The following is a 22,555-nucleotide window of genomic DNA, read 5'->3' on the forward strand; positions in this document are numbered from 1 at the left end:
TCGGCCTCATTTGTACTTGGTGGCGGCGAGCGTCTTCAGGTCGATGCCGGCGGCGATGTCGCTCTTCTGCCGGTTGTCGCCGGCGTCGATCTTCTCGGCCTCGCGCAGCACGGCCTCGGCTTCGGCGAAGGGCACGAAGACGATGCCGGCCTCGTCCGCGACGACCAGGTCGCCGGCATCGACCGAGACGCCGGCGATGCGGACGCGGCCGTTGATCTCGACCGTCTCCAGCCGCCATTTGCCGGTGATCGGCGTGACGCCGCGCGACCAGATCGGGAAATTGCGCTCGCGCGAGGAATCGGGGTCGCGGAACGAGCCGTCGATCACGGCGCCGATGCAGCCGGCGCGATGGGCGACGGCGGCCGACTGCCCGCCCATGTTCGACAGCCCGGTCAGGCCCTCGATCACCACGACATCGCCGGGCTCGGCCTGGTTGTAGGCCTCGTGCTCACCCATCTTGCCGACTCGGCTCGCCGCGGCCCTGGTCGCGCTGTGCGGACGCTCGACATTGCGCACGGTGACGGCCTGACCGACGACGCGGCCCGTGATCAGTGTCGGCGTCAGCGTCGAGGCCGGGACCGCGCCGAACAGGCCGAGATTGTCCATCGCGTCGCAGACCGCGCTGGTCAGGTCGGAGAGCGCGCCATAGCGCTGCAGCAGATCGGGCGACAGGCGCGGCAGCTCAGTCCGCCGAATGGCTTCGGGCGGCACGCGGCCGGTCAGGGGCTTGGTCATGGAAAGGCGCCTGCGGATGCTGGAGGAGGCCCGGCCGGGACGACGATGTCGGCCGGGGAAAGCGGCTCGCCGCGCGCAAAGCGAGCGATGTTGTCGAGGACGTGGCCGGCGATGTTAGGGATGTTGTCGAAGACGCTGCCGGCCGAGTGGGGCGTCACCACCACCTGGTCGAGCGCGAGCAGCGGATGATCGGCCGCGACCGGTTCGGTCGCGAAGGTGTCGAGCCCGGCGCCGGCGAGCCGCCCGCTCAGCAGCGCCTCGTGTAGCGCTGCTTCGTCGATCAGGCCGCCACGGGCGGTGTTGATCAGAACGGCGCCCTCGCGCATCCGTGAGAATGCCGCCGCATTCATGATCTCGAGGCTCTCCGCGGTCAGCGGCAGATGCAGGCTGAGGATGTCGCTGCGTTCGAGCAGGGCATCGAAGGGAACATAGCGGGCGCCGAAGCCGCGCTCGGTCACGGCGTCGGCGCGCCGGACGTCATGATAGAGGATCTCGACATCGAAGCCGCGCAGCCGGTGGGCCAGCATGCGCGCGATATTGCCGAAGCCGAGCAGCCCGATCGTCCTGCCGGTGATCTGCCGGCAGGCGACGCGCAATTGCGCCGGCTGCCAGATGCCGGCCCGCATTTGGCGATCGGCGAGCGGCAGGCGCCGATAGACCGCGAGCATCAAGGCGAGCGCATGTTCTGCCACCGGAGCGGCACTGGCGCCGGCGGTGATCGCGACCGGGATGCCACGCGCCCGCGCAGCGTCGAGATCGATCTTGTCGACACCGATGCCCCATTTCTGGATGAGCCGGACCTTCTCGCCGCCGGCGATCAGCGCCGCATCGACCGGTGAGCCGGCCGAGACGATCACCTCGGCCGCCAGCACCAGTGCGAGCTGCTCCTGGCGCGCCTCGCTGTCCGCGAAACGCAGACGCTGATCCGCATGGGCGCAGGCGGCGATGGCCGCACGCACCTCAGGCATCACCGGCGTCAGAAAGGCGATCTCCACCCGTCCATCCTTCTCTGTTGGCCGGGATGCTGTCCTACAATAAGCGCTTCGTCAATGATCCCGTATTATGAGATTTTTTGAGATATGCGTGAGTTTCGCTCATAACGCTTTGGAAAAGGCGCTGATTTCGTTTCACTTGGCAAAGCGAAGGAGCTCTGATAGCTCTCGAAAGAGAGAAGTGATCTCGTATTATGGGATTTGATGTGAAGGGGCAGGACGTGTCGAACGAGGCCTTCCTGGTCGAGACGATCGAGGACACCGCCGAACCCGGCGATGGCGCCGCGAAGGAGGGCGAGTCGCTGCTGAGCAGCCTTGGCCGGGCCTTGAGCGTGCTTGACATGTTCTCATTGTCGACGCCGCTGGTGGCGGTCGAGGAGATCATCGCCCAGCTCGGCTGCAGCCGGTCGACGGCTTATCGCTATCTGAAGGAATTGAGCGATGTCGGCCTGCTCAGCCCGGCCTCGAACGGCAGCTATGGCCTAGGCGCGCGCATCATCGAACTGGAACGCCTGGTCGCGCTGACCGACCCACTCTACCGGGCCGGGCAGGAGGTACTGCACGGACAGCCTTGCGACAACAGCGCGCTGCTGCTGCACAGCCTCTATGGCGACAAGGTGCTCTGCATCTTCAAGGAAGGGCCTGACGCGCTGGAGCATGACGGCAAGCGCGTCATCATCCGCCGGGCGCGGGGCCTGCCTTTCCCGCTGTTCCAGGGCGCGGCCTCGCTGGCGTTGCTGCCCTATCTCTCGGCCCATCGCATCCGCGAGATCTATCTGCGCAGCCCCGCGGAGATCGCAGCGGCCGGCCTCGGCGACAGCTGGGACCAGTTCCGCCGCGCCATGGCGACGATCCGGCGCGCCGGCTACGCCACCAGCCATGGCCGGATCACGCCCTATCTCAGCGGTGTCGCCGTGCCGATCCTGCCGCCCGACGGCTCGCGCGTCGTCGGCAGTCTCGCCCGCACGATACCGACCGCGGCGCTCTCCGCGGAAACGGAAGCGCGCGCGGCCGCCGAACTCGCCGAACTCGGGCAGCGCATCGCGGAGCGTTATCTCGCTTTGCTGCGCGCCTGAGGCCGCTTTCGCCGCGCTACGCCGAGGGCAGGGCAGAGATGGCCCGCGCCGGCGCTTCGCGGATACCGTTCTGATGTCGAGGCGCGACACACCATGCCCAGTCCAACACCCCGCCTTCTCGAAATCGGCCCGCTGCCGCCAGGGCTGAGCAAAGCCGCGCGCGAGCGTTTCGCCGTGCATCCGCTCTGGCAGGAAGCCGATCCGGCCGGCTTCCTCGCCAGCCATCACGGCGCTTTCGCCGGCGCGGTCACCATGGCGCGTCATGCCTGCTCGGCCGAGCTGTTCGCGGCGATCCCCGGCGGAGTGGTAGCCTCCTTCGGCGTCGGCACCGAGAAGCTCGATCTGGCGGCGGCGGCCCGCTTCGGTGTCCAGGTCGCGGTCACGCCCGATGTCCTCAATGACTGCGTTGCGGATACGGCCCTCGGGCTCATTCTGGCGACGACGCGGCAGCTCGTGAGCGCCGACCGCTTCGTGCGCGAAGGGCGCTGGAAGGCCGGTGCCTTTCCGCTCGCGACGCAGACGACGGGCAAGCGTCTCGGCATCGTCGGGCTCGGCAAGATCGGCCGGGAGATCGCGCGTCGCGCCGCCGGTTTCCGTATGGACATTCGCTATTTCGGCCGGCGCCGACAGGCCGACGTGCCCTATGGCTTCGTCCCCGACCTCATCGATCTGGCGCGCTGGGCCGATATCCTCGTCCTGTCCTGCAGCGGCGGTCCGGCGACGCACCATCTCGTCTCGGCGGCGGTGCTCGAGGCGCTCGGAAGCGACGGCTTCCTGATCAATGTCGCGCGCGGCAGCGTCGTCGACGAGGCGGCTTTGATCGAGGCGCTTGCCGCAAGCCGCATCGCCGGCGCAGGCCTCGACGTCTATGCCGACGAGCCGAACGTACCGGCCGGCCTACTCGACAGCGACAGGGTCGTTCTGCTGCCGCATATCGCCGCGAGCACGCATGAGACGCGGCGCGCCATGGAAGCGCTGGTGATCGCCAATCTCGACGCCTTCTTCACCTCCGGCGCCGTTCTGACCCCACCTGAGCCATCAGCCTGAGCAGGATCACCCTGGCCATGATCATCGAACACCGGACCTATGTCGTCGAGCACGGGCGGACCGAAGAATACCTCGAACGTTACCGGCAGCTGGGGCTGCCGGTGCAGCAAAAGTACCTTGGGCGGCTGCTCGGCGTCTTCGTCAGCGAGATCGGGCGGCTCAACGAGGTCCTCTATATCTGGGTCTATGACAGCCTCGCCGATCGCGAGGAGCGGCGGGCGAAGCTCGACGCGGATCCGGCCTGGCACGAGTTCCGGCGCGGCAACCGCGGCACCTTCGTCCAGCAGGACGTCAAGATCATGCGCTACGCCTCCTTCAGCCCGCACTGACCAGTTTGGCGGGCGGGACGCTCCGGTCGGACGCATAGGCTTGCGGGCACGCATCGACATCTCGCGAAATCATCGATTCTGGCTCGTGGCATAATCGTGGCTAGATTGCGGCGCGTTGCGGGTAGCAAAGCCGCAAGCTGATCTGCTATGCGTTCATGGGGGGAAGAGCGGTGATCTGCCCGCCGATCTGGCTGCTCACCATCGATAAACATGCGGGGCGCGCGCGAAAACCGTACTGACCGACGCAAGCCGCGGCAAGCGGTGCTGGACACATTTCCGCCGCAAGACAGGAGAAATGCCATGCTCAAGATAGCCATCGCCGCAGCAGGGTTCGCTGCTCTCAGCCTCGCGGCCGCTCCGGCTTTCGCCCAGGGCAAGAAGGGCAAGGACGAATTCCTTGGCGTCGACATGGATACCGGCCGGACCTATTACGACGGTCGCAACGACGGCAAGTACTGCCTCTACAAGACGGTGCGAGTCTTCAACCGCTACACCGGCTACTACGAGAACCGGCGCGTGCGCCGTTGTGGCCGCGGCCTCTATATGTGAGCGGCTGACATGACCCGTACCGCGAAGTTCATCGTCGCCCTTGGCCTTGCGTCCGCTGCCGCGGCCTGCGGCCCGACCGTCGTCGCCGATCCCAACGGCCGGCTCATCAACACAGGGCTGGTGCAGGATGGCGACTGCCTGACGCGCACCGTCATGGTCTATGACCGCGAGCTCGGCTACGAGCGTGCGGTCGAGCAGCAGTTCTGCGGCGGGCGCCCCCGTATCGCGCGCTGATACTGCAGGCCCCGCTCCCTAAGAGGGGGGCGGGGCCTCCGTTTTTTGCTAGGGTCCGGTGAATCGCTCGGTCGTCCCGGAGAGAACCCGTGCCAAAACTCTGCAAATTCACCTCGCCCAGCGACGGCAAGCCGGTCTACGTCAATCCCGACCAGGTCAGTGTCGTCTACACCTTCAAGGGCCAGCCCCCCGACACGATCATCGCCTTCCGCAAGGACTTCCAGCTCGGCGTGAAGGAAAGCCTGGAAGAGACTGTCAGGATTCTCGAAAGCGCTGTCGAGAGCACCGAACGCTGACGCCGTGAGCCGGCGCAGCTCTCTCCCCATAGCCGCCGGATTGTCGCCCCAAAGCAGCCATGCGGTATTTCCATCCTCACCTCATGAGGATCATCGCTGCATCTGCTCTCACCCTGGCGCTCAGTGCTTGCGCGAGCACGCCGGACCCGATCGTCGAGGACCGCTCGCGCTGCGACGCCTATGGCTTCCAGCGCGGCACCGACGCCTACGCCAACTGCGTCATGACGCAGGATCGCGACCGCGACCGCCGCTACGAACGCCAGGCGGGGCAGCGGATCTCCCGCGCCGAACGACCTTATAGCTCCGAAGAAGAATAGCCTCCGGTCCCCGGCCTTCGATCTGACGGGCGTGGGGTGTGGTGCTGCCGTTCCTGCCGGGTTCGTGCCGCCATGGCTATTTAAGTCAGCCCCATGATCCATGCATCGCAGCTTGAAATGGCGCGGCTTGTCGTCAGGCCTTTCATGCAGGCCGACGCCCCGTCGCTTGTCGCGCTCTTTGCCGACCCGGAGGTCCATCGCTTCGTCGACGATGGGCAGCCGCTTGCGCCTGATGTCGCTGCGCTCTGGATCGAGCGCTCGGCAGCCAATCTCGAACGCTTCGGCTACGGCACCGGCGCTGTGGTCGAGCGCGCCGGCGGCGGGTTGATCGGCTGGGCCGGCTTCGCCCGGCCGGACGACGGCACGCAGGAGGTGATCTACGGGCTGCGGCGAACGAGCTGGCGCAGGGGATTCGGCTCTGAATTGCTCGCCGGCCTGGTCGCCTTTGCCGTGGAGCGCGGCATCACGCCGGTGAGGGCGACGGTCGATCCGGCCAATGGCGCCTCGGTGCATCTGTTGCGACGGGCCGGATTCGTGCTGGCCGAACCGGGCTATCGTGGCGATGCCGGGGCGGATCTTTATCTGCATGGCGGCTGAGCGCCCCGGTCGCTCAAAAAAAGCAAGATGTTGCTCCTGGCCGGCTCGATCGTAGTTCATTCTTCTCCGCGACGCGGGGCTCGCGCGAAGTCCCGTCACCGACAGCGGCTCACCGGCTGTGATGGGCCGCCGCCATGCGCCGATTGCAGGCTCGGCCGGAGCTGCGCCGGTTGGGCTTTGCCATGAAGACGGCTACTGATCGCTCGGCCGCTGGGCGGCTTTGCCATCAAGGACCGGCAGGACGATGATCCTCGACGAGCGCACCTACGCCATCAAGCCCGCGCATGTGCGCGACTATCTCGACCTCTATGTCGCCGAGGGGATGGAGCTGCAGATCTCCCATCTCGGCCACCTGATCGGCTGGTTCACCACCGATAGCGGCGTCGTCAATGAGGTCGTGCATATGTGGCGCTTCGAGGATGCCGGCGATCGCGAGCGCCGGCGCGCCGCGATGGAAGCCGATCCGCGCTGGCAGGTCTTCCGCGCCAAGGCGGCCCCTTACGTCCTCGAAATGCGCAGCCGGATCCTCAGGCCGACGCATTTCTCGCCGCTGCGCTGAGCTGGTGCAGGGCGCCGCCATGGCTGCTGCGCCAACCAGCCCGCCCCTCCGGCCGCTGGGCGAACGGAGGCTCGCTCTGCTCGTGGCTGGCCTCGAATGGCTGGGTGCGGCGATCCTTGCCGTGCTTTTCCTCGTGGTGATGGCCGCCGTCACGCGCCGCTATCTGCTCGGAGACGGCCTCGTCTGGTCGGATGAGCTCGCGATCTGGCTCAATGTCGCGCTCGTGGCCGTCGGCGCGCCGCTCGCGGCGACCAGTGCGCTCGCCATGCGGCTCGACGTCGTCGTCAACCTGCTGCCGGCGCCGGGGCGACGCATCGCCGCCATTCTGGCGGAAGCGATCGCCGTCCACGGCGCGCTGGTTCTGGCGCTCGGCGGCGCCAGCGTCGCGGCGCTGGTCGGCGGCACCTCGACCGTGCTCGGCCTGCCCGAGAGCCTGCGCTTTGCGACCTTCGCGGCCGGTGGGGGCCTGACGCTCGTTGTCGTGCTCTGGCGGGCGGTGCTCACACAATCCTGGCCGGCGGCGCTCGGGGCGCTCGTGATCGGTGCAGGTCTCTATGGGCTGGCAAACAGCGTGACCGGCGTCTTCGTCGAAACGCCGAGCTTGATTGCCGGGCTCGCCGCCGGGGCAGGACTCCTGCTCGGCGCGCCGTTGCCCTTTGCGCTCCTGGCCGGCGTCTCGCTCTCGGGCGCCTTCGGCGGCCTCCTGCCCGAGCCGGCCATCGTCCAGAACACGGTGGCGGGCGTCTCGAAATTCCTGCTGCTGGCGATCCCGTTTTTCCTGCTTGCCGGCGAACTCTTGACCGCGGGGGGCCTGGCCGAGCGGCTGGTACGCTTTGCCGCCGCCCTTGTCGGGCACCTTCGGGCCGGGCTGGCCCAGACCGCTCTGGTCGCCAGTGTCTTGTTCTCCGGCGCCTCCGGCTCCTCGGTCGCCAACGCCGCCTTCGGTGCAAAGGTGATGGCACCGGCTCTGGTCGCGCGCGGCTATCCGCCCGCTAATGCGGCGGCGATCGTCGCCGGCGTCTCGATGCTGGACAACATCATCCCGCCCTCGATCGCCTTCCTGATCCTGGCGGCGGCGACCAATCTCTCTGTCGGCTCATTGCTCGTCGGCGGCTTCGTCGCGGGTGGTGCGCTCACGCTGGCGCTCGCCATCGGCATCCATCTCAGCGTGCGCGGCGTCGTCGATTCCGCGCCCCGTGCCAGCGGTGCGGAGCGGGCACGGTCCTTTATCGGCGCGTTGCCGGCGATCGGGCTCGGCATCGTCGTCGTGGTCGGCATCCGCTTCGGCGTGGTCACGGTGACCGAAGCCTCGGCGCTCGCCGTCGCCTACGCGCTCGTCGCCTGCCTGCTGCTGCGCAGCCTGAATGGAGCGACCGTGTTCGCTTCCCTGCGCAAGGCGGCGGGGGAGGCCGCGGCGGTCGGCTTGCTGATCGGCGCCTCGGCGCCCTTCGCCTTCCTGCTCGCGGTCGATCGTGTCTCCGAGCAGATGGCCGGGCTGGTCACGGCGCTCGGCGGTGGGCCGCTCGCGGTGATGCTGCTCTCCAACCTCGTCCTGCTGATCGCCGGCCTCTTCCTCGATATCGGTGCGGCGATCCTTCTGCTGGCGCCGCTGCTGTTGCCGGCCGCGATTGCGGCCGGGCTCGACCCGATCCAGTTCGGCGTCGTGCTGGTGGTCAACCTGATGATTCACGGGCTGACGCCGCCGCTCGGCATCCTCGTCTTTGTCGTCAGCGGCATCATGCGCTTATCGCCCGCTGCGGTGTTCCGGGCGGTGCTGCCCTTGCTGGCGAGCCTGCTGGTCGCGCTCTTCGTCCTCTGTCTTGCGGTGGCAGTCTGGCCGTCGCTACCTGTCTCCATCAAGGAGTTGTTCCGATGGCTTTGACCCGCCGCGCCTTCGCTGCCGCCTCGATCGCGGCACCAGTCATCCTGTCGGGCGGCGCCATCGCCGCAGGCCGGCCGGTCACGGTCGCCTCGCTGCTCGGCGAGGACAAGCCGGAGACGAAGATCTGGCGCCGAGTCACGCAGAAGCTCGCGCAGAGCGCAGCCGGTCGCTTCGACCTGCGCGTCGTGCCCAATGCCGCGCTCGGCGGCGAAAAGGAGGTCGCGGAGGGCTTGAGGCTCGGCTCGGTCCAGGCCTCGCTGTTTACGATCTCGGCGCTGTCGTCCTGGGTGCCGGACGGGCAACTGCTGGATCTGCCCTTCCTGTTCCGCGATCGGGAGCATCTGAAGCGCGTGCTGGCCGGGCCGCTTGGCGAGGAACTCAAGCGCAAATACGAGGCGCAGGGCTTCGTCGTGCTCGGCTTCATCAATTACGGCGCTCGCCATCTCCTCGCCAAGGAGCCGCTGACCACGCCGGCCAGCATCAAGGGCAAGCGCATCCGCGTCATCCAGAGCCCGCTGCACACCGAGCTCTGGTCAGGCTTGGGCGCCTATCCGACGCCGATCCCGATCCCCGAGACCTACAACGCGCTCAAGACCGGCGTGGTCGATTGCATGGACCTGACCAAGTCGGCCTATGTCGGCTTCAAGCTGCACGAGGTCGTGCCCTATCTGATCGAGACCGGCCATATCTGGGCGACCGGTGTCGTTGCTGTCTCTGCGCCCTTCTGGAAGGGCCTCTCTGCTGAGGACAAGACAGCCTTCGCCGCGGCGACTGCGGAAGGGGCGGGCTATTTCGACGATCTGATCGTCGCCGACGAGGACGCCTCGATGGCCAAGGCCAAGGCCGAGGGCGGCAAGGTCGTGCAGCCGGAGGATCGTCCCGGCTGGGAGGCCGGCGCGCGCAAGGTCTGGGCTTCCTTCGCGCCGAAGCTCGGCGGCCTGGAGAAGATCGAGGCGATCGCCAGCAGCACCTGAGTCCGGCCGCCATCCATTCCAATTGATGTCACAGGAAAGCCGTCCGCATGTCCGACCGTCCCGTCCTTCTCGTCACCGGCGGCAGCCGCGGCATCGGCGCTGCGATCTGCCGCTTTGCCGCCGAGCGCGGCTATGACGTCGCCGTCAACTATCAGGGCAATGCGCAGGCGGCGGCCGATGTCGTCGCAGCCTGCGGCAGAGCTGGGGCGAGGGCGGTCGCGATCCAGGGCGACATGGCGAACCTCGCTGACATCACTCGCGTTTTCGCCGAGGCCAAGGCGGCGCTCGGTCCGCTGACCGCGGTGGTCAACAACGCTGCCATCACCGGCAAAAGCAGCCCGCTCGCCAAGTCGGATCCGCAGGTCATCCGCGCCTGCATCGACCTCAACGTCACCGGCGCGATCCTGGTGGCGCGCGAGGCGGCGCAGGCCCTGCTCGCCAACGAGGGCGCGAAGAACCGCGCCATCGTCAACATCTCCTCGATCGCGGCCGGGCTCGGCTCGCCCAACGAATACGTCTGGTACGCTGCCTCGAAGGCGGCAGTCGATTCCATGACCGTGGGGCTGGCGATCGAGCTCGCCCCGGCCGGCATCCGCGTCAATGCGGTATCGCCCGGCATGACGCGGACGGAGATCCACGCGCTCTCGGCCGGCGATGCCGGCCGCGTCGACCGCATAGCGCCGACGATCCCGCTGCGGCGCGTCGCCGAGCCGGAGGAGATCGCCGAAGCCGTGCTGTTCGCGCTCTCCGAGGCCGCGTCCTACATGGTCGGCTCGATCATCCGGGTCGGTGGCGGGCGATAAGTCACTCTGGGCGCTCAAACGACAGAATCGGCTGCAAGAACAGCCGCAGACGGCTGGAGCCGGAGCCGTGGCGTGCTAAATCGGCTGCCGTCCTGTTCAACCGGAAGCCGCCATGCGCGCCCTGTTTGTCCTGATCGCCTTCGGCATGGTCGCGGTGCCGGCGCTGCTCGCGCTGGCGCGCAGCGACCTGCCGCGCGGCCGTCGGATCGTCAACGCGCTGATCGTCTTCCTGGCCCCGGCCTTTGCGCTCGGCCTGATCCATGGCGTGCCGGAGCTCGACGGCAGGGCGCTGCAATATCCGGTCGTCTGGACGACGCTGCGGCTTGTCCTGACCGGGCTCGCTTTGATCCTGCCCTGGTGCCTCTATGTCTGGCTGAATGGCCGGCGCTGATTTTCCGACGGATTTTTTGACATGACCGAATCTGCTCAGATCCCGCCGATCGACCACGCCTTCACCGGCGACCGCAAGGGCCCGGCGCATGACCCAACCTATGCCGGCGCGCTCTCCTTCATGCGGCGCCGCTACAGCAAGGACGTCGCCGGCTGCGATGCGGTGGTCTGGGGCGTGCCGTTCGACCTCGCTGTCTCGAACCGGCCCGGCACCCGCTTCGGGCCGCAGGCGATGCGCCGCGTCAGCGCGATCTTCGACGGCGATCTGCAGTATCCCTCGCGGGTCGATCCGTTCGAGACGCTCGCCGTGGTCGACTATGGCGATTGCCTGCTTCCGCGCAGCGACCTGCAGGGCTGCGCCCGGGCGATCGAAAGCGAGGCTGCGGCGATCATCGCCAGCGGCGCCCAGCTCGTCACGCTCGGCGGCGATCATTTCATCACCCTGCCGCTGCTGCGAGCCCATGTCGCCCGCCACGGCAAGCTCGCGATCGTCCAGTTCGACGCGCATCAGGACACCTGGGACGACGGCGTCGGCGCGATCAGCCACGGCACTTTCGTGCTCGAGGCGGTGCGCGAGGGGCTGATCGACACGGATCGTTCGATCCAGGTCGGCATCCGCACAGTCGCGCCGCGCGATTGCGGCATCGAGGTGCTCAACGCCTATGAAGCGCATGGCCTCGGCGTAGAAGGCATCGCGGCGCGGATCAGGGAGCGGGTCGGGCAGGGGCCGGCCTATCTCACCTTCGACATCGATGCACTCGATCCAGCCTTCGCGCCCGGCACGGGCACACCCGTCTCTGGTGGCTTCTCTTCGGCAGACGCGCTGCGCCTGGTCTGGGCGATCCGCGATCTCGATTTCCGCGGCATGGACATCGTCGAGGTCTCGCCGCCCTATGACCATGCCGACGCGACCGCGATCGCCGGAGCGGCGGTGGCGCAGCACTATCTGCAGGCGCTGGCGCTGAAGAAGGCGGGTTGAATTGGGGTGGCAGCTTCGGCCGCCATGTGATTCCGAACGTTGCGATATCGAGGCGCGGGGAACCCTCTCCTGGAAGGAGAGGGCAGGGTGAGGTGTGGGCGGTAAGACCAGTGCCGTGAGCGCTCACCGCGCGGTTAGGTTCCAGCCAACGTTTCCAATTCGAACACCTCACCTCTACTCCTCTCCTTCCAGGAGAGGAGTTTGCGTTGCGGTTCCAGTGCCCCATCATTGACAGCTGTCTCCGCCCGGAACATATAGCCCCGCATGACCACGAACCCGACCCGACGTCGCAGTGAACAAGCCGCCCCGGCGCGCCCGCGATGACGCTCGGCTTCTAGCCCGAACGCCCGCGACCGCGCCCAGAGCGCGGTTTTTTTATGCCCGTCGCAAAACTGATGTCCGGTTTTGCGACAAGGCCAAGTTCCAAAGCCAGCCAACCAGTTCCGCCCGCTTCCACCAGACGCCTTGCGAGGGTCCGATGAGCCAGAACCTGAAATCCATCTTCATCGACGGCGAAGCCGGCACCACCGGGCTCGGCATCCGCGAGCGCCTCGCCGATGTGGTGGAGGTCGTGGTCAAGAGCATCGATCCCGACAAGCGCAAGGATCCTGCCGCCCGCAAGGCGATGATGGCCGATGTCGATCTCGTCGTGCTTTGCCTGCCCGACGATGCAGCGAAGGAATCCGTCGCGCTCGCCGACGAACTCGGCAGCGACGCTCCCAAGATCGTCGACGCCTCGACCGCCCATCGCGTCGCAGCGGACTGGACCTATGGCTTCGCCGAGCTGGAGCCGGGCTTTGCCCAGAAGGTTGCCAATGCCAACCGCGTCGCCAACCCCGGCTGCTATCCGACCGGCGGCATCGCGTTGCTGCGCCCGCTCGTCGATGCCGGCCTGCTGCCAGCCGACTATCCGATCACCGTTAACGCGGTCTCCGGCTATTCCGGCGGCGGCAAGAGCATGATCGAAGCCTATGAGGCCGGCACGGCGCCCGATTTCGAACTCTACGGCCTCGGCCTCAAGCACAAGCACCTGCCCGAGCTGCAGGTCTATTCGCGGCTGGAGCGGCGGCCGATCTTCGTGCCATCGGTCGGCAATTTCCGGCAGGGCATGCTGGTCTCGGTGCCGCTGCATCTCGACACCCTGCCGGGCAAGCCCAAGCCCGTCGATCTCGAAGCGGCGCTGGCCGAGCGCTATGCCGGCTCGACCTATGTCGGCGTCCTGCCGGCGGAAGCTGGCGGCAAGCTCGAGCCGGAGGCGCTCAACGACACCAACAAGCTCGAGCTGCGCGTTTACGGCAATGCCGATCTCGGCCAGGCGGTACTCGTCGCCCGGCTCGACAATCTCGGCAAGGGCGCATCGGGCGCAGCCGTCCAGAATATCCGCCTGATGCTCGGCCTGCCGGAGGGCTGACACCAGCCTCCCTGGTCCGCACGAAATCTTGCCTTGCTCGTGACGAAACAGTGGCTGCACCCCCCAAATGGGGGATGCGGCCATTTCTGCTAGCGATCATAGCTGAACGTGGCGGCTAGAGAGCGGGGGCGATTCGATGCCGGGATTCGATACGTTGGGCGTGCGTCTGGCGCGCAGCCGGCGCAGACTTGAGCGCGAGCGCGCCGAGGTGAGCATCGAGCGGCTGTCTCAGGACGGGCTCGATATCGCCGTCCGAAGAGATGATGCGTCTGACGCCCCGGCCGGCATGCAGATGCCGGCATCTGCGCAAGTGCTCAGGTTTCCAAGCCCGAATGGGCGTCTCAGGGACTGAAAGCAGCCGTGCCAGGGTACGGCTGCCAGCGCTGTCGGGGTGAGGTCGAACAGCCCCGGCAGCGCTTTTTCTTTCGGCTCTAGACGTTGGATCGAGGTCGCGGCCGGCTCGCCTGCAAAGGCGGCCGGCCGCTGCCGTTTCAGCCTGTGTAGGGCTTGAAGAGCTGCTTCTGCGTGCCGAGGCCCTCGATGCCGAGGGCGACGGTCTCGCCGCCCTTGAGGAAGCGCGGCGGCTTGAAGCCGAGGCCGACGCCGGGCGGTGTGCCGGTGGTGATGACGTCGCCCGGATCGAGCTGCATGAACTGGCTGATATAGTGGACGAGATAGGCGGCGCCGAAGATCATCGTCTTGGTCGAGCCGTTCTGGACGCGCTCGCCGTCGACTTCGAGCCACATGGCGAGATTCTGCACGTCGGCGATCTCGTCCGGGGTCACCAGCCAGGGGCCGAGCGGGCCGAAGGTCGGGCAGCCCTTGCCCTTGGCCCATTGCCCGCCGCGCTCGGTCTGGAACTCGCGCTCGGAGACGTCGTTGCAGACGCAGAAGCCGGCGATCGCGGCCATCGCGTCCTTCTCGGCGATATAGGAGCCGCCATCGCCGATCACGATGGCGAGCTCGACCTCCCAGTCGGTCTTCTTCGAGTTCTTCGGGATGATCACGTCGTCATTGGGGCCGACGATGCAGTTCGGGGCCTTGTTGAACAGGATCGGTTCGGCCGGGATCGCGGCGCCGGTCTCGGCGGCATGGTCGGCGAAGTTGAGGCCGACGGCGATGAAATTGCGGACATCGCCGACGCAGGCGCCGATGCGCGGCGAACCATCGACCAGCGGCAGTGATTCGGGGGACAGGGCCTTCAGCTTGGCGAGCGAAGCGGATTTGAGCGCCGCGCCGGCGAGGTCGGAGACATGCGCCGAGAGGTCGCGCAGCTTGCCGGCAGAGTCGATAACGCCGGGCTTCTCCTGACCGAATGCGCCGTAACGAACCAGTTTCACGTCGTTTCCCCCTTTTCAATCGTTTCAAACAAGGTGTGTAAGGCTAGACCGAAGGTCGCGCCGATCCTGTGCGGACTGCTCCTGCGATGCAAGCCCGCCGCGACGCATGCCATGCTTGCGGGTGTGCCGGGAGTTGTGGCGCTTATGCAACGCTCCTCACGAAAGCGCGCCCGAGTTCGGAGCTGGCGGTTGGGTTTATGCTGCGGCGCACAATGGCAAAATCCACGATAGTTCGCATCTAAACTATCTTTTCGGTCGCCGGCTTTGCCGCGGGACACGCGAAACGCGGCTTTTTTGCACGTTTTTGGCCCTGCCGATGCGGAAAGGCGGCCGAGCGAGTCGATTTGGCGGCGATCAAGGCGGGATTGCGGCGGAAACCGGCAGGCGGCATGGTGATGACAGATTCCGCGGCCTGCTTCGCCGCAACCGCCACAACAAGAACCTCAGCCTGGGGAAGACGCCGCGATGAAGAGCCTTCTGAAACTCACCACCGCCGCCACCGTCTCGCTTTCGGCGCTGCTGGCGGCCGGCGCGGCTTCGGCGAGTTCCTTCGCGATCCGCTCGGGCCAGAGCGCCGAAGGTCTCGGCATGGCCTATGCCGGCGCGGCGGCGGGCGGCATCGGCATGGGTTCGATGGCCTGGAACCCGGCGACGATCACCATGTTCCCGGGCCGCAACAGCCAGTGGAACTTCACTTATCTCTATGCAAACGGCGACTATCAGCCGACCTCGACGACCACGGTGCGCACCCCCACGGGCGTCACGGTTCCGATCCAGGCCGCCGGCGGCAGCACCCTCGGGACGGGCAATATCGGCGGCGATGGCGCCTTCATCCCGGCCTCCTATTCGTCGTGGCAGCTGACCGACCGGTTCTGGATCGGTCTTACCACCGGCGCGCCGTTCGGCCTGCGCTCGAAGCCCGACAACCAGGTCAATGCGGCGCAGGTCTTCGGTCGTTCGGCCAAGGTGCAGACGATCAACGTCTCCCCGACGATCGGCTACAAGGTCAACGACTGGCTCTCGATCGGTGCGGCGCTGCAGGTGCAGTATTTCAAGGCCAGCCTGAAGCAGGCCAACGGCGTCACTGCCGCCGCGACGCCGATCATCATCCAGGGCGACACGATCGATTTCGGCTATCGCTTCGGCGCCACGCTGACCCCGTTCGACGGCACGACGATCGGCTTGGCCTACCGCTCCTCGGTCAAGCAGACGCTGGAAGGCAGCTTGCGGAGTGCGGCTACCGGTTACATTCCGGTCAAGGCTAACCTGAACCTGCCCGACTCGGTCGTGCTGGGTGTCTCGCAGGTCATCAACGATCAGTGGCAGGCTCATCTCGGCGTGGAGTGGACGAACTGGAGCCGCTTCCGCAACATCCCGGTCGTGACCCGCGCTGGCGGTACCCCGGTCACCAGCCTGAACTTCCAGTATGACGACAGCTGGTTCTTCTCGGCCGGTCTCGAGTACAAGTATAACCGCGACCTGACCCTGCGCGCCGGTGTGGCTTATGAGCTCTCGGCCGTGAACGACGACAACCGCCAGATCTTCATCTCGGACAACGACCGGCTCTGGCTCAGCGCCGGTCTGAGCTACCAGCTTACCGAGAAGTTCAAGCTCGACGTCGGCTACACCTATATCCACGTCAACAAGGCCAAGGTGAACTATACCGGCAACAATCCGCAGCAGGTCTTCAATCCGTCGCTGCGGGCGGTGTCCTATACCGGCCAGGCCGAGCCCTATATCCACGTCGTCTCCGCCGCTCTGACCTATCGTTGGGACAATCCGGCCGAGACGATCCCGGTCCGCCCGGTCGTCCGCAAGAACTGAGCGGTTCGTCCTCTGCTAACGAAAGAGCCGGCCTTCGGGCCGGCTTTTTTGTTGGGTCGCGCCTTGGGGAAGAGTTCAGAGCATTGCCCGCAGGCGACCGAACAAAGGAAGGGCAGAAAAGGCTTGCTCGGCCAACGGAGGCTGATCGCCTGCCGCTTCAGAACCTCATCTCGACGCGTCCCTTGAGGGCGTGGTCGCGGGAGCGTTCGCCGATTGTCGCGGAGTAGGTCAGGCCGAGCGTGGTGGCCTGGGAGATGCGCCAGTCGAGGCCGGCTTCCGCCACCAGTGCCTCGCGGTCGATCCTCGCGGCGAAGACCGTGGCCGGCGTGGTGCCGGCGACGAAGGCGGTGTGGGCCTGCGGCGTCAGCTCGCCAAAACCATGGCGCCAACCGAGCATCGCCCGGGCGAACAGCGGCATCGCCCCGAGCTGCGCCTCGGCCCGCAGGCCGAGCGTGGCGAAGCCGAGCGTCTGGTCGGAGGAGAGAACACGCAGGGCCGCCGCCCCGCCGCGCTCGGTGCCGGCATCGGTCGAGACCCGGATCAGGGCGAGCTGCGCGAAGGGTTCGAGTGCGATGCCGCTGAAGGCGAAGCCATAGCCGAGCTCGGCGAACCCTTGCGTCACCGAACCCGGACGCTGCAGCCGCAGCAGGTCGCCAAAGCCACGGACCGAGACCTGGCGGCGGATGTCGCTCTCGGACCATGAGTAGGCCGCGCCGGCATCGAGCCTGAGCTGGCCGAAGCGGGCGCCGGCATAGAGCGCGGCATGGCCGCTCTCGAGCTTGCCGCTGGAGCGGCGGGCGTCGAGATCGAAGCGCGACTGGCTGTAGCCGCCGGCGACGCCAACCTTCAACGACGAACCCGGCGCGTCGTAGAGCATCAAATCGGCGCCGAGCAGGGCGCCGCCGCTGCGGCGGCTCAGGCTCGCGGCATTGCCGTCGCCATCGGTGTTGCCGGTACTGCCGAAGGCCGTGCCCCAGAGCGCATAGCGCGGCTGTGGCACTGGCGCAGGCATCACGACCCCGCTTTTGCGGCCGGGCAGATCGGCGCTGAAGCTCGCCGCGACCTGACCGGGCGCCTGCGTCAGCAGCGGGCCGCGCAGATGGCCAAGGATGGTGTCGCGCACCAGCCGGCTCTCGTCGATCATCACGCTGACCGCCTGGGCATGCGCTTCGCCCGAGAGCAGGTCGAAGCCGGCCCGCGCCTCGGCCGCCGTCGCCGAGACCAGCGCGTCATAGACCGGATTGCCCACGCCCAGCCGCTCGGCCGCGATCGCGATGAAGCCCTGATTACGGGTGGCGGCGATATAAGTGCCGCCCGTGCTGCTCGTATCAGTGCCGCCTCCGGATGTTACGCCACCGGACGTGCCGTCACCGTTATCGGGACCGAAGGAGTTGCCATTGCGCGTCATCGTCAGCGTGACGTTCTGGCTGTCATAGCTCAGTGACGGCGTCAGGAAGGCGAGGTTCGAGGTCACCGCGCTAAAGGTTCCGCTGACCCCGCCCGAGGCCGTCAGGATGGTGTAGCTGGTCGAGGCTGCGTAGTTGCCGTTCTCCGCCAGGACCTGCACGGTCCCACCCGAGATCGTCGCCGAGCCTGAAACGATGATTCTGTCGCTCTGGCCGGCGGCGTTGACCTCGACCTGATAGGTCGAGCCCGCGGTGAAGGCGACGTTGCCCGAGACCTTCAAGGTCCCGATCGAATTGCCCGGCGCGACCGTGCCGCCGTTGGCGACGACGAGCGCCCCGACCGTCCCTGAGCCGCCGAGCGTGCCGCCACTCAAGCTCACCGAGCCGGTGATCGAGCCGTTGACCACCAGCTTGCCGCCCGAGACCGTCGTGCCGCCGGTGTAGGTGTTCGTGCCCGTCAGCGTCAGCGTGCCCGTGCCGGTCTTGTCGAGCCCGCCATTGCCGGTGATCGTGCCCGAGAAGGTGGTCGAGGCATTGCTGCTGCCGGCCTTCAGCGTCGTCCCGGTGCCGACCTGGATCGAGCCGGCCCCGGCGAGCGAGCCGGCGGTGACGGCGCTGAGCCCATCGCTGACCTGCAGCGTCGCGCCCGATGCGACCTTGTAATCCGAGGCGGCCGACATCGCGCCGGAGCCCTCGATGGAGAGCGTACCGGCTTCGACCGTGGTCACCCCGGAATAGGTGTTGGTGCCGGACAAGGTCAGCGTGCCCGCGCCCTGCTTGGTCAGGCCGCCCGTGCCGTCGAAACTGGTCGAGACGCCGATGCTGAACCCGTTGCTGTCGAAGAAGGCGCCGTTCGTGCCGATGGTCAGCGTCGTGAAGCCCGTGATGAAGTTGGCCTGGTTGGCCATCGCCCGCAGGATTCCGCCGTTCAGCTCGACCACGGCCGTCCCGCTTCCGAACCTCATGACCTGGCGGGTCTCCAGCACGCCACGGCCGTTCACCGCATCGCCAAGCAGGCGCAAGACCCCGGTCGCTCCGGAGCGAGACACGCTGACCGACAGCGACCGGACCAGTCCCCCGTCCTTGATGACGAGGGTGCCGAAGCCGCTGGTTCCGACGTCGATGGAGCCCGTGGCGATCAATTGGGATCCCACCGAACTCACCGTTACGGTCGATGGATCTGCCGCAGTCCCGAACGGATCCTGGCCGATCACGATACTCGTGGCATGGACGCTGCCGCCTTCGAGGATCGTCAGCGTGCCGGCCGCGCCAAAGCCAACGGAGAGGGGGCCAGCGGTCCAGCTTGAATTCTGGCCGGTCACCGTCACGGTGCCTCGGCCGGTAAATCCAATAGCGCTGGGGCCGCTCGAAACAAGGCCGCCATCGGTGATGGTCAGCGTGCCATCGGCGAGGTCCCCGACCGTGAGGGTCGCGCCGCCCAGGTTCCAGTTCGCGGGCTTTGGCCCGGGGCCGCCCGGGTTGACGTCGCCGGTCGCCTCCACCGAGGGAGCGGAGACCGCAGGCGCGCTGGCGAGCAAGGCAAGGGCGAGCGCGAATATCGATGTCGAAGCGTATAGCCGCCTTGGCTGCGGGCCGCGTCCCAACGACATCCGCGCGCGCTTCGAACTGATTCGCAGTGACATCAAGAAGCCCCGGCCGACATGGCAGGCTTAGGCCATGTTGGCGCCAAGGCAATGAACAGCCGTTCACATCCGCGCTAAAAACCGCGATGTGGCGAATCCGCCGCTATGCCGGAGCGTTACGCCTTGATCTTCACATAGCTCCCCGGCGCGTCCTCGAGCGCGGGCAGGGGGCCCTCGCCGGGAATACGCGGCTTGACGCGCTTGGGCGCCTGCTTATCCAGCCAGGCGAGCCAATGCGGCCACCAGGAGCCGGGATGCTCCTGCGTCGTCTTCATCCAGTCCTCGAAGGCGCCTTCCGGCTTCGGGCCGGTCCAGTACTGGTATTTCACCTTGTTCGGCGGGTTGACCACGCCGGCAATGTGGCCGGACCCGGCCATGACATAGTCGACCGGGCCACCGAAGGTCTGCGATCCCACGAACACTGATTTCGCCGGGGCGATGTGGTCCTCGCGCGTCGCCAGATTGTAGATCGGGATCGTCACCTTCTTGAGGTCGAGCCGCTTGCCGCCGAGGCGCATCTCGCCCTTGCTCAGCTTGTTCTCGAGATAGCAGTTGCGCAGGTAGAAGGAGTGGTTCGCCGCCGGCATCCGGGTCGAATCCGAATTCCAGTAGAGCAGGTCGAAGGGGGTCGGCGCTTTGCCCTTCAGGTAGTTGTTGACGGCATAGGACCAGATCAGGTCGTTGGGCCGGAGCATGTTGAAGGCGCCCGACATGCGCGAGCCGTCGAGATAGCCGCGTTCGGCCATCTGCTCCTCGACGGCGCGGATCTGCTCCTCGTCGACGAAGACCGAGAGCTCGCCAGCGTGGCTGAAATCGACCTGCGTGGTGAAGAAGGTCGCGCTGGCGATGCGCTTGTCCCGGGTTGCCGCCATATAGGCCAGGGTCACGCCGAGCAGCGTGCCGCCGACGCAGTAGCCGATCGTCGAGACCTGCTTCTCGCCGGTGACCTGCTCGATCGCCTCCAGCGCGGCGAAGATGCCCTCGCGCATATAGCTCTCGAAATCCTTGAGCGCGTGGCGGTGGTCCGGGTTGACCCAGGAGATGCAGAAGACCGTCAGCCCTTGCGAAACGCACCAGCGGATGAAGCTCTTCTCGGCATTGAGGTCGAGGATGTAGAACTTGTTGATCCAGGGCGGCACGATCAGCAGCGGCCGCTTCAGCACGGTCTCGGTCGCCGGCGCGTACTGGAGCAGTTCGATGATATCGTTGCGATAGATGACCTTGCCGGGCGTCGTCGCGATGTTGACGCCGACCTGGAAGGCGCCGGCATCGGATTGCCTGATCTTGAGCTCGCCGCCGCCGGCCTCGACGTCCTCGGCCAGCATCTTCATGCCGCGCACCAGGTTCTCGCCGTTCTGCGCCATGGTCTCGCGCAGCAGCTCGGGATTGGTCGCGACGAAGTTGGAGGGGGAGAGGGCGCCGGCGATCTGCTTGACGTAGAAGCGGGCCTTGTCACGCGTATGCGGGTCGAGCTCATCCGCTTGCTCGACCATGCCTTCGGCCCAGCGCGTCGTCAGCAGATAGGCCTGCTTGACGAAATCGAAGACCGGATGGCTGTTCCACTCCGGATCGGCGAAGCGAGCGTCCCTTTTCTCGGGGGCGATCACTGGCTCGACCTGTTCGCCGCTCAGGCGCTTCAGGGTCGAGCTCCACAGGGAGAGGAAGTCGCTGGTGATCGCGCCCTGGGCCTCGATGATCTTCTGCGGGTCGCTGACCCAGCGCTCGGCGACGCGCCCGAGCACCTTGACCATTTCGCTGGCTTCATCGGCCTGGCCGGTCTTGGCCTCGCCGCGTTCGATCGGTTTCAGATAGGCGGCCGTCACCTTGCCGGCCTGCTCGACCAGCTTGCCCATGTTCTGCGCCATCGCATCGAAATCGGGCACGGCCGGAAGCTCGGCGAACGGCGCCTCCGCTGGCTTTGGCCCGGTCTTGCCCTTCTCGTCAGCTGGCGGACACATGATGGCGTTCCCCTTGATAGCCTTACGCAGGAGTTGCACTCCCCATTTTGGACCCATTAAGGACCTAACCGGTATGAGTGACAAAGAAATTTTGCGGAAGCGGGGCGATGGCTGACAGGCGGACTCAAATCTCGCTCGGGGCGATTGGACTGGTTCTGCTGGTCGGAGTCGGCCTCGGAGGCTGCGAAGCCACGCGCGGCGTGGCTGAAATGACCGATCTCGCCACCAAACCCGGCGAGCCCAAGCCTTTCGTCACCGAGACCCGGCCGCAGGATCCGAAATATATCCCGATCGGCACCACCGTCTCGCGGCAGGCCAAGCGCAAGACTGTCGACGAGTTCAAGAAGCTCGAGGCCGAACTGGAAGCCAAGCGAATCTCCAACGACGCTGCCGGCGCGCAGGCGCAGAGCCTCGGCAAGGTCCTGCCGCCGCCGGCACCACCGCCGCAGCCGAAGGAATGAGGGCGGCGGGCGTAGGCCGCTTGCCTTGTGCCGCGCGGGGCGCCCCAATGGCGGCTTCTCGGTGGAGCGCCAGCGATGATCCTGATCGGCCAGTATGATTCGCCCTTCGTGCGCCGTGTCGGCATCGCGCTGACGCTCTATGAGCTGTCTTTCGAGCATCGACCCTGGTCGGTTTTCGGCGACGGCGACAGGATCGCACCTCTCAACCCGCTGGTTCGCGTGCCGACATTCGAGCTCGATGACGGGTTCGTGCTGGTCGAGAGCCATGCCGTCCTCGATTATCTCGACGGTCTCGTTCCTCCCGAGCTTGCCCTGTTCCCGCGCACCGAGCCGGGTCGTCACAGGGCCTTGCGCGTTGCGGCGCTGGCGATGGGGCTCGCCGAGAAGGCGGTGAGCCTGTTCTACGAGCTGCGTTTGCACGACCAGGTTTCCGAGGTCTGGGCTGGGCGCTGCCGCTCTCAGATCCTGGGTGTCCTTGTTGCTCTCGAGCGGGAGCGGGAGGAGCGCCTCGGCGACTGGTGGTTCGGCGATCGGATCGGACATGCCGACATCGCGCTCGCCTGTGCACTGCGCTTTGCCAGCGATGCGCATCCTGATCTCGTCGTCCTCGGCGATTATCCGGCTCTGGAGGCACATTCCGCGCGTTGCGAAGCACTCGACGTGTTCAAGACGATCAGCCAGCCCTTCATTCCACCAGCTTGAAGCGTTGCAGCAATGCGGCATGCACCGTCGTTCGCTGAATCTTGCGTTTTT

The 22,555-nt window shown here is 66.7% G+C and carries 23 protein-coding genes; 18 read left to right on the top strand and 5 right to left on the bottom strand.

Annotated elements, in window-relative coordinates; genetic code table 11:
* Positions 1 to 6: 6 nt before the first annotated feature.
* Positions 7 to 735 (bottom strand): RraA family protein, encoded by a 729-nt coding sequence (locus GV161_RS23355; RefSeq protein ID WP_152014323.1) that lies wholly within the window; start codon positions 733 to 735, stop codon positions 7 to 9.
* A complete protein-coding gene (locus GV161_RS23360; RefSeq protein ID WP_152014324.1) occupies positions 732 to 1,730 on the bottom strand; it encodes a 2-hydroxyacid dehydrogenase in 999 nt (332 codons plus the stop codon). Before GV161_RS23360 ends, GV161_RS23355 begins: the two co-directional genes overlap by 4 nt.
* A 218-nt stretch (positions 1,731 to 1,948) precedes the next feature.
* On the opposite strand from GV161_RS23360, the gene GV161_RS23365 reads away from it, so the two are divergent.
* From GV161_RS23365 to argC, 15 genes are all read left to right on the top strand, one after another.
* The gene (locus tag GV161_RS23365; RefSeq protein WP_159650379.1) at positions 1,949 to 2,803 is read left to right on the top strand and encodes a helix-turn-helix domain-containing protein; all 855 of its coding nucleotides are present in this window, start codon (positions 1,949 to 1,951) and stop codon (positions 2,801 to 2,803) included.
* A 93-nt stretch (positions 2,804 to 2,896) separates the two neighbouring features.
* Positions 2,897 to 3,850, top strand: coding sequence for a 2-hydroxyacid dehydrogenase (locus GV161_RS23370; RefSeq protein WP_152014326.1), 954 nt, complete (start codon positions 2,897 to 2,899; stop codon positions 3,848 to 3,850).
* Positions 3,851 to 3,867: 17 nt separating this feature from the next.
* Complete coding sequence (locus GV161_RS23375) at positions 3,868 to 4,179, top strand: NIPSNAP family protein (RefSeq protein ID WP_152014327.1); 312 nt, start codon at positions 3,868 to 3,870, stop codon at positions 4,177 to 4,179.
* A 300-nt stretch (positions 4,180 to 4,479) separates the two neighbouring features.
* Positions 4,480 to 4,728 carry a hypothetical protein gene (locus GV161_RS23380; RefSeq protein WP_152014328.1) on the top strand — a complete coding sequence of 83 codons (249 nt, stop codon included), beginning with the start codon at positions 4,480 to 4,482 and terminating at the stop codon, positions 4,726 to 4,728.
* A gap of 9 nt (positions 4,729 to 4,737) precedes the next feature.
* On the top strand, positions 4,738 to 4,962 hold the full coding sequence (locus tag GV161_RS23385; protein WP_091829864.1) for a hypothetical protein: 225 nt from the start codon (positions 4,738 to 4,740) through the stop codon (positions 4,960 to 4,962).
* Between the two features lie 89 nt (positions 4,963 to 5,051).
* Positions 5,052 to 5,258 (top strand): hypothetical protein, encoded by a 207-nt coding sequence (locus GV161_RS23390; RefSeq protein ID WP_152014329.1) that lies wholly within the window; start codon positions 5,052 to 5,054, stop codon positions 5,256 to 5,258.
* A gap of 59 nt (positions 5,259 to 5,317) precedes the next feature.
* Positions 5,318 to 5,575, top strand: coding sequence for a hypothetical protein (locus GV161_RS23395; RefSeq protein WP_152014330.1), 258 nt, complete (start codon positions 5,318 to 5,320; stop codon positions 5,573 to 5,575).
* Positions 5,576 to 5,668: 93 nt separating this feature from the next.
* The gene (locus GV161_RS23400; RefSeq protein WP_152014331.1) at positions 5,669 to 6,172 is read left to right on the top strand and encodes a GNAT family N-acetyltransferase; all 504 of its coding nucleotides are present in this window, start codon (positions 5,669 to 5,671) and stop codon (positions 6,170 to 6,172) included.
* A 244-nt stretch (positions 6,173 to 6,416) separates the two neighbouring features.
* Positions 6,417 to 6,731 (top strand): NIPSNAP family protein, encoded by a 315-nt coding sequence (locus tag GV161_RS23405; protein WP_092157056.1) that lies wholly within the window; start codon positions 6,417 to 6,419, stop codon positions 6,729 to 6,731.
* A 19-nt stretch (positions 6,732 to 6,750) separates the two neighbouring features.
* Complete coding sequence (locus GV161_RS23410) at positions 6,751 to 8,613, top strand: TRAP transporter large permease subunit (RefSeq protein WP_152014332.1); 1,863 nt, start codon at positions 6,751 to 6,753, stop codon at positions 8,611 to 8,613.
* Positions 8,604 to 9,587 carry a TRAP transporter substrate-binding protein gene (locus GV161_RS23415; RefSeq protein ID WP_152014333.1) on the top strand — a complete coding sequence of 328 codons (984 nt, stop codon included), beginning with the start codon at positions 8,604 to 8,606 and terminating at the stop codon, positions 9,585 to 9,587. Before GV161_RS23410 ends, GV161_RS23415 begins: the two co-directional genes overlap by 10 nt.
* Before the next feature lie 47 nt (positions 9,588 to 9,634).
* Entirely contained in the window at positions 9,635 to 10,390 is a 756-nt protein-coding gene (locus GV161_RS23420; RefSeq protein WP_152014334.1) for an SDR family oxidoreductase, read from the top strand.
* 112 nt (positions 10,391 to 10,502) lie between these two features.
* Entirely contained in the window at positions 10,503 to 10,781 is a 279-nt protein-coding gene (locus GV161_RS23425; protein WP_152014335.1) for a hypothetical protein, read from the top strand.
* 21 nt (positions 10,782 to 10,802) lie between these two features.
* On the top strand, positions 10,803 to 11,759 hold the full coding sequence (gene speB / locus GV161_RS23430) for an agmatinase (RefSeq protein ID WP_152014336.1): 957 nt from the start codon (positions 10,803 to 10,805) through the stop codon (positions 11,757 to 11,759).
* A gap of 478 nt (positions 11,760 to 12,237) precedes the next feature.
* A complete protein-coding gene (gene argC, locus GV161_RS23435) occupies positions 12,238 to 13,170 on the top strand; it encodes an N-acetyl-gamma-glutamyl-phosphate reductase (RefSeq protein WP_152014337.1) in 933 nt (310 codons plus the stop codon).
* A gap of 491 nt (positions 13,171 to 13,661) precedes the next feature.
* On the opposite strand, the gene GV161_RS23440 is transcribed toward argC, so the two are convergent.
* Positions 13,662 to 14,510, bottom strand: coding sequence for a fumarylacetoacetate hydrolase family protein (locus GV161_RS23440; RefSeq protein WP_152014338.1), 849 nt, complete (start codon positions 14,508 to 14,510; stop codon positions 13,662 to 13,664).
* A 465-nt stretch (positions 14,511 to 14,975) separates the two neighbouring features.
* Here GV161_RS23440 and GV161_RS23445 point away from each other — a divergent pair, with 465 nt between their 5' ends.
* Positions 14,976 to 16,334: an outer membrane protein transport protein gene (locus tag GV161_RS23445; RefSeq protein ID WP_152014339.1), complete on the top strand. Its 1,359-nt coding sequence runs from the start codon at positions 14,976 to 14,978 to the stop codon at positions 16,332 to 16,334.
* Positions 16,335 to 16,491: 157 nt separating this feature from the next.
* On the opposite strand, the gene GV161_RS23450 is transcribed toward GV161_RS23445, so the two are convergent.
* Together GV161_RS23450 and phaC are read right to left on the bottom strand one after the other, a co-directional pair.
* Entirely contained in the window at positions 16,492 to 19,350 is a 2,859-nt protein-coding gene (locus GV161_RS23450) for an autotransporter domain-containing protein (protein WP_159650381.1), read from the bottom strand.
* A gap of 149 nt (positions 19,351 to 19,499) precedes the next feature.
* Positions 19,500 to 21,248 (bottom strand): class I poly(R)-hydroxyalkanoic acid synthase, encoded by a 1,749-nt coding sequence (gene phaC / locus GV161_RS23455; RefSeq protein ID WP_244624105.1) that lies wholly within the window; start codon positions 21,246 to 21,248, stop codon positions 19,500 to 19,502.
* 302 nt (positions 21,249 to 21,550) lie between these two features.
* Here phaC and GV161_RS23460 point away from each other — a divergent pair, with 302 nt between their 5' ends.
* Complete coding sequence (locus GV161_RS23460; RefSeq protein ID WP_152014342.1) at positions 21,551 to 21,802, top strand: hypothetical protein; 252 nt, start codon at positions 21,551 to 21,553, stop codon at positions 21,800 to 21,802.
* 75 nt (positions 21,803 to 21,877) lie between these two features.
* On the top strand, positions 21,878 to 22,504 hold the full coding sequence (locus tag GV161_RS23465) for a glutathione S-transferase family protein (protein WP_152014343.1): 627 nt from the start codon (positions 21,878 to 21,880) through the stop codon (positions 22,502 to 22,504).
* Positions 22,505 to 22,555: the final 51 nt, after the last annotated feature.

Origin of the sequence: Bosea sp. 29B (genome assembly GCF_902506165.1) — a bacterium.
Taxonomy (GTDB): Bacteria; Pseudomonadota; Alphaproteobacteria; order Rhizobiales; family Beijerinckiaceae; genus Allobosea.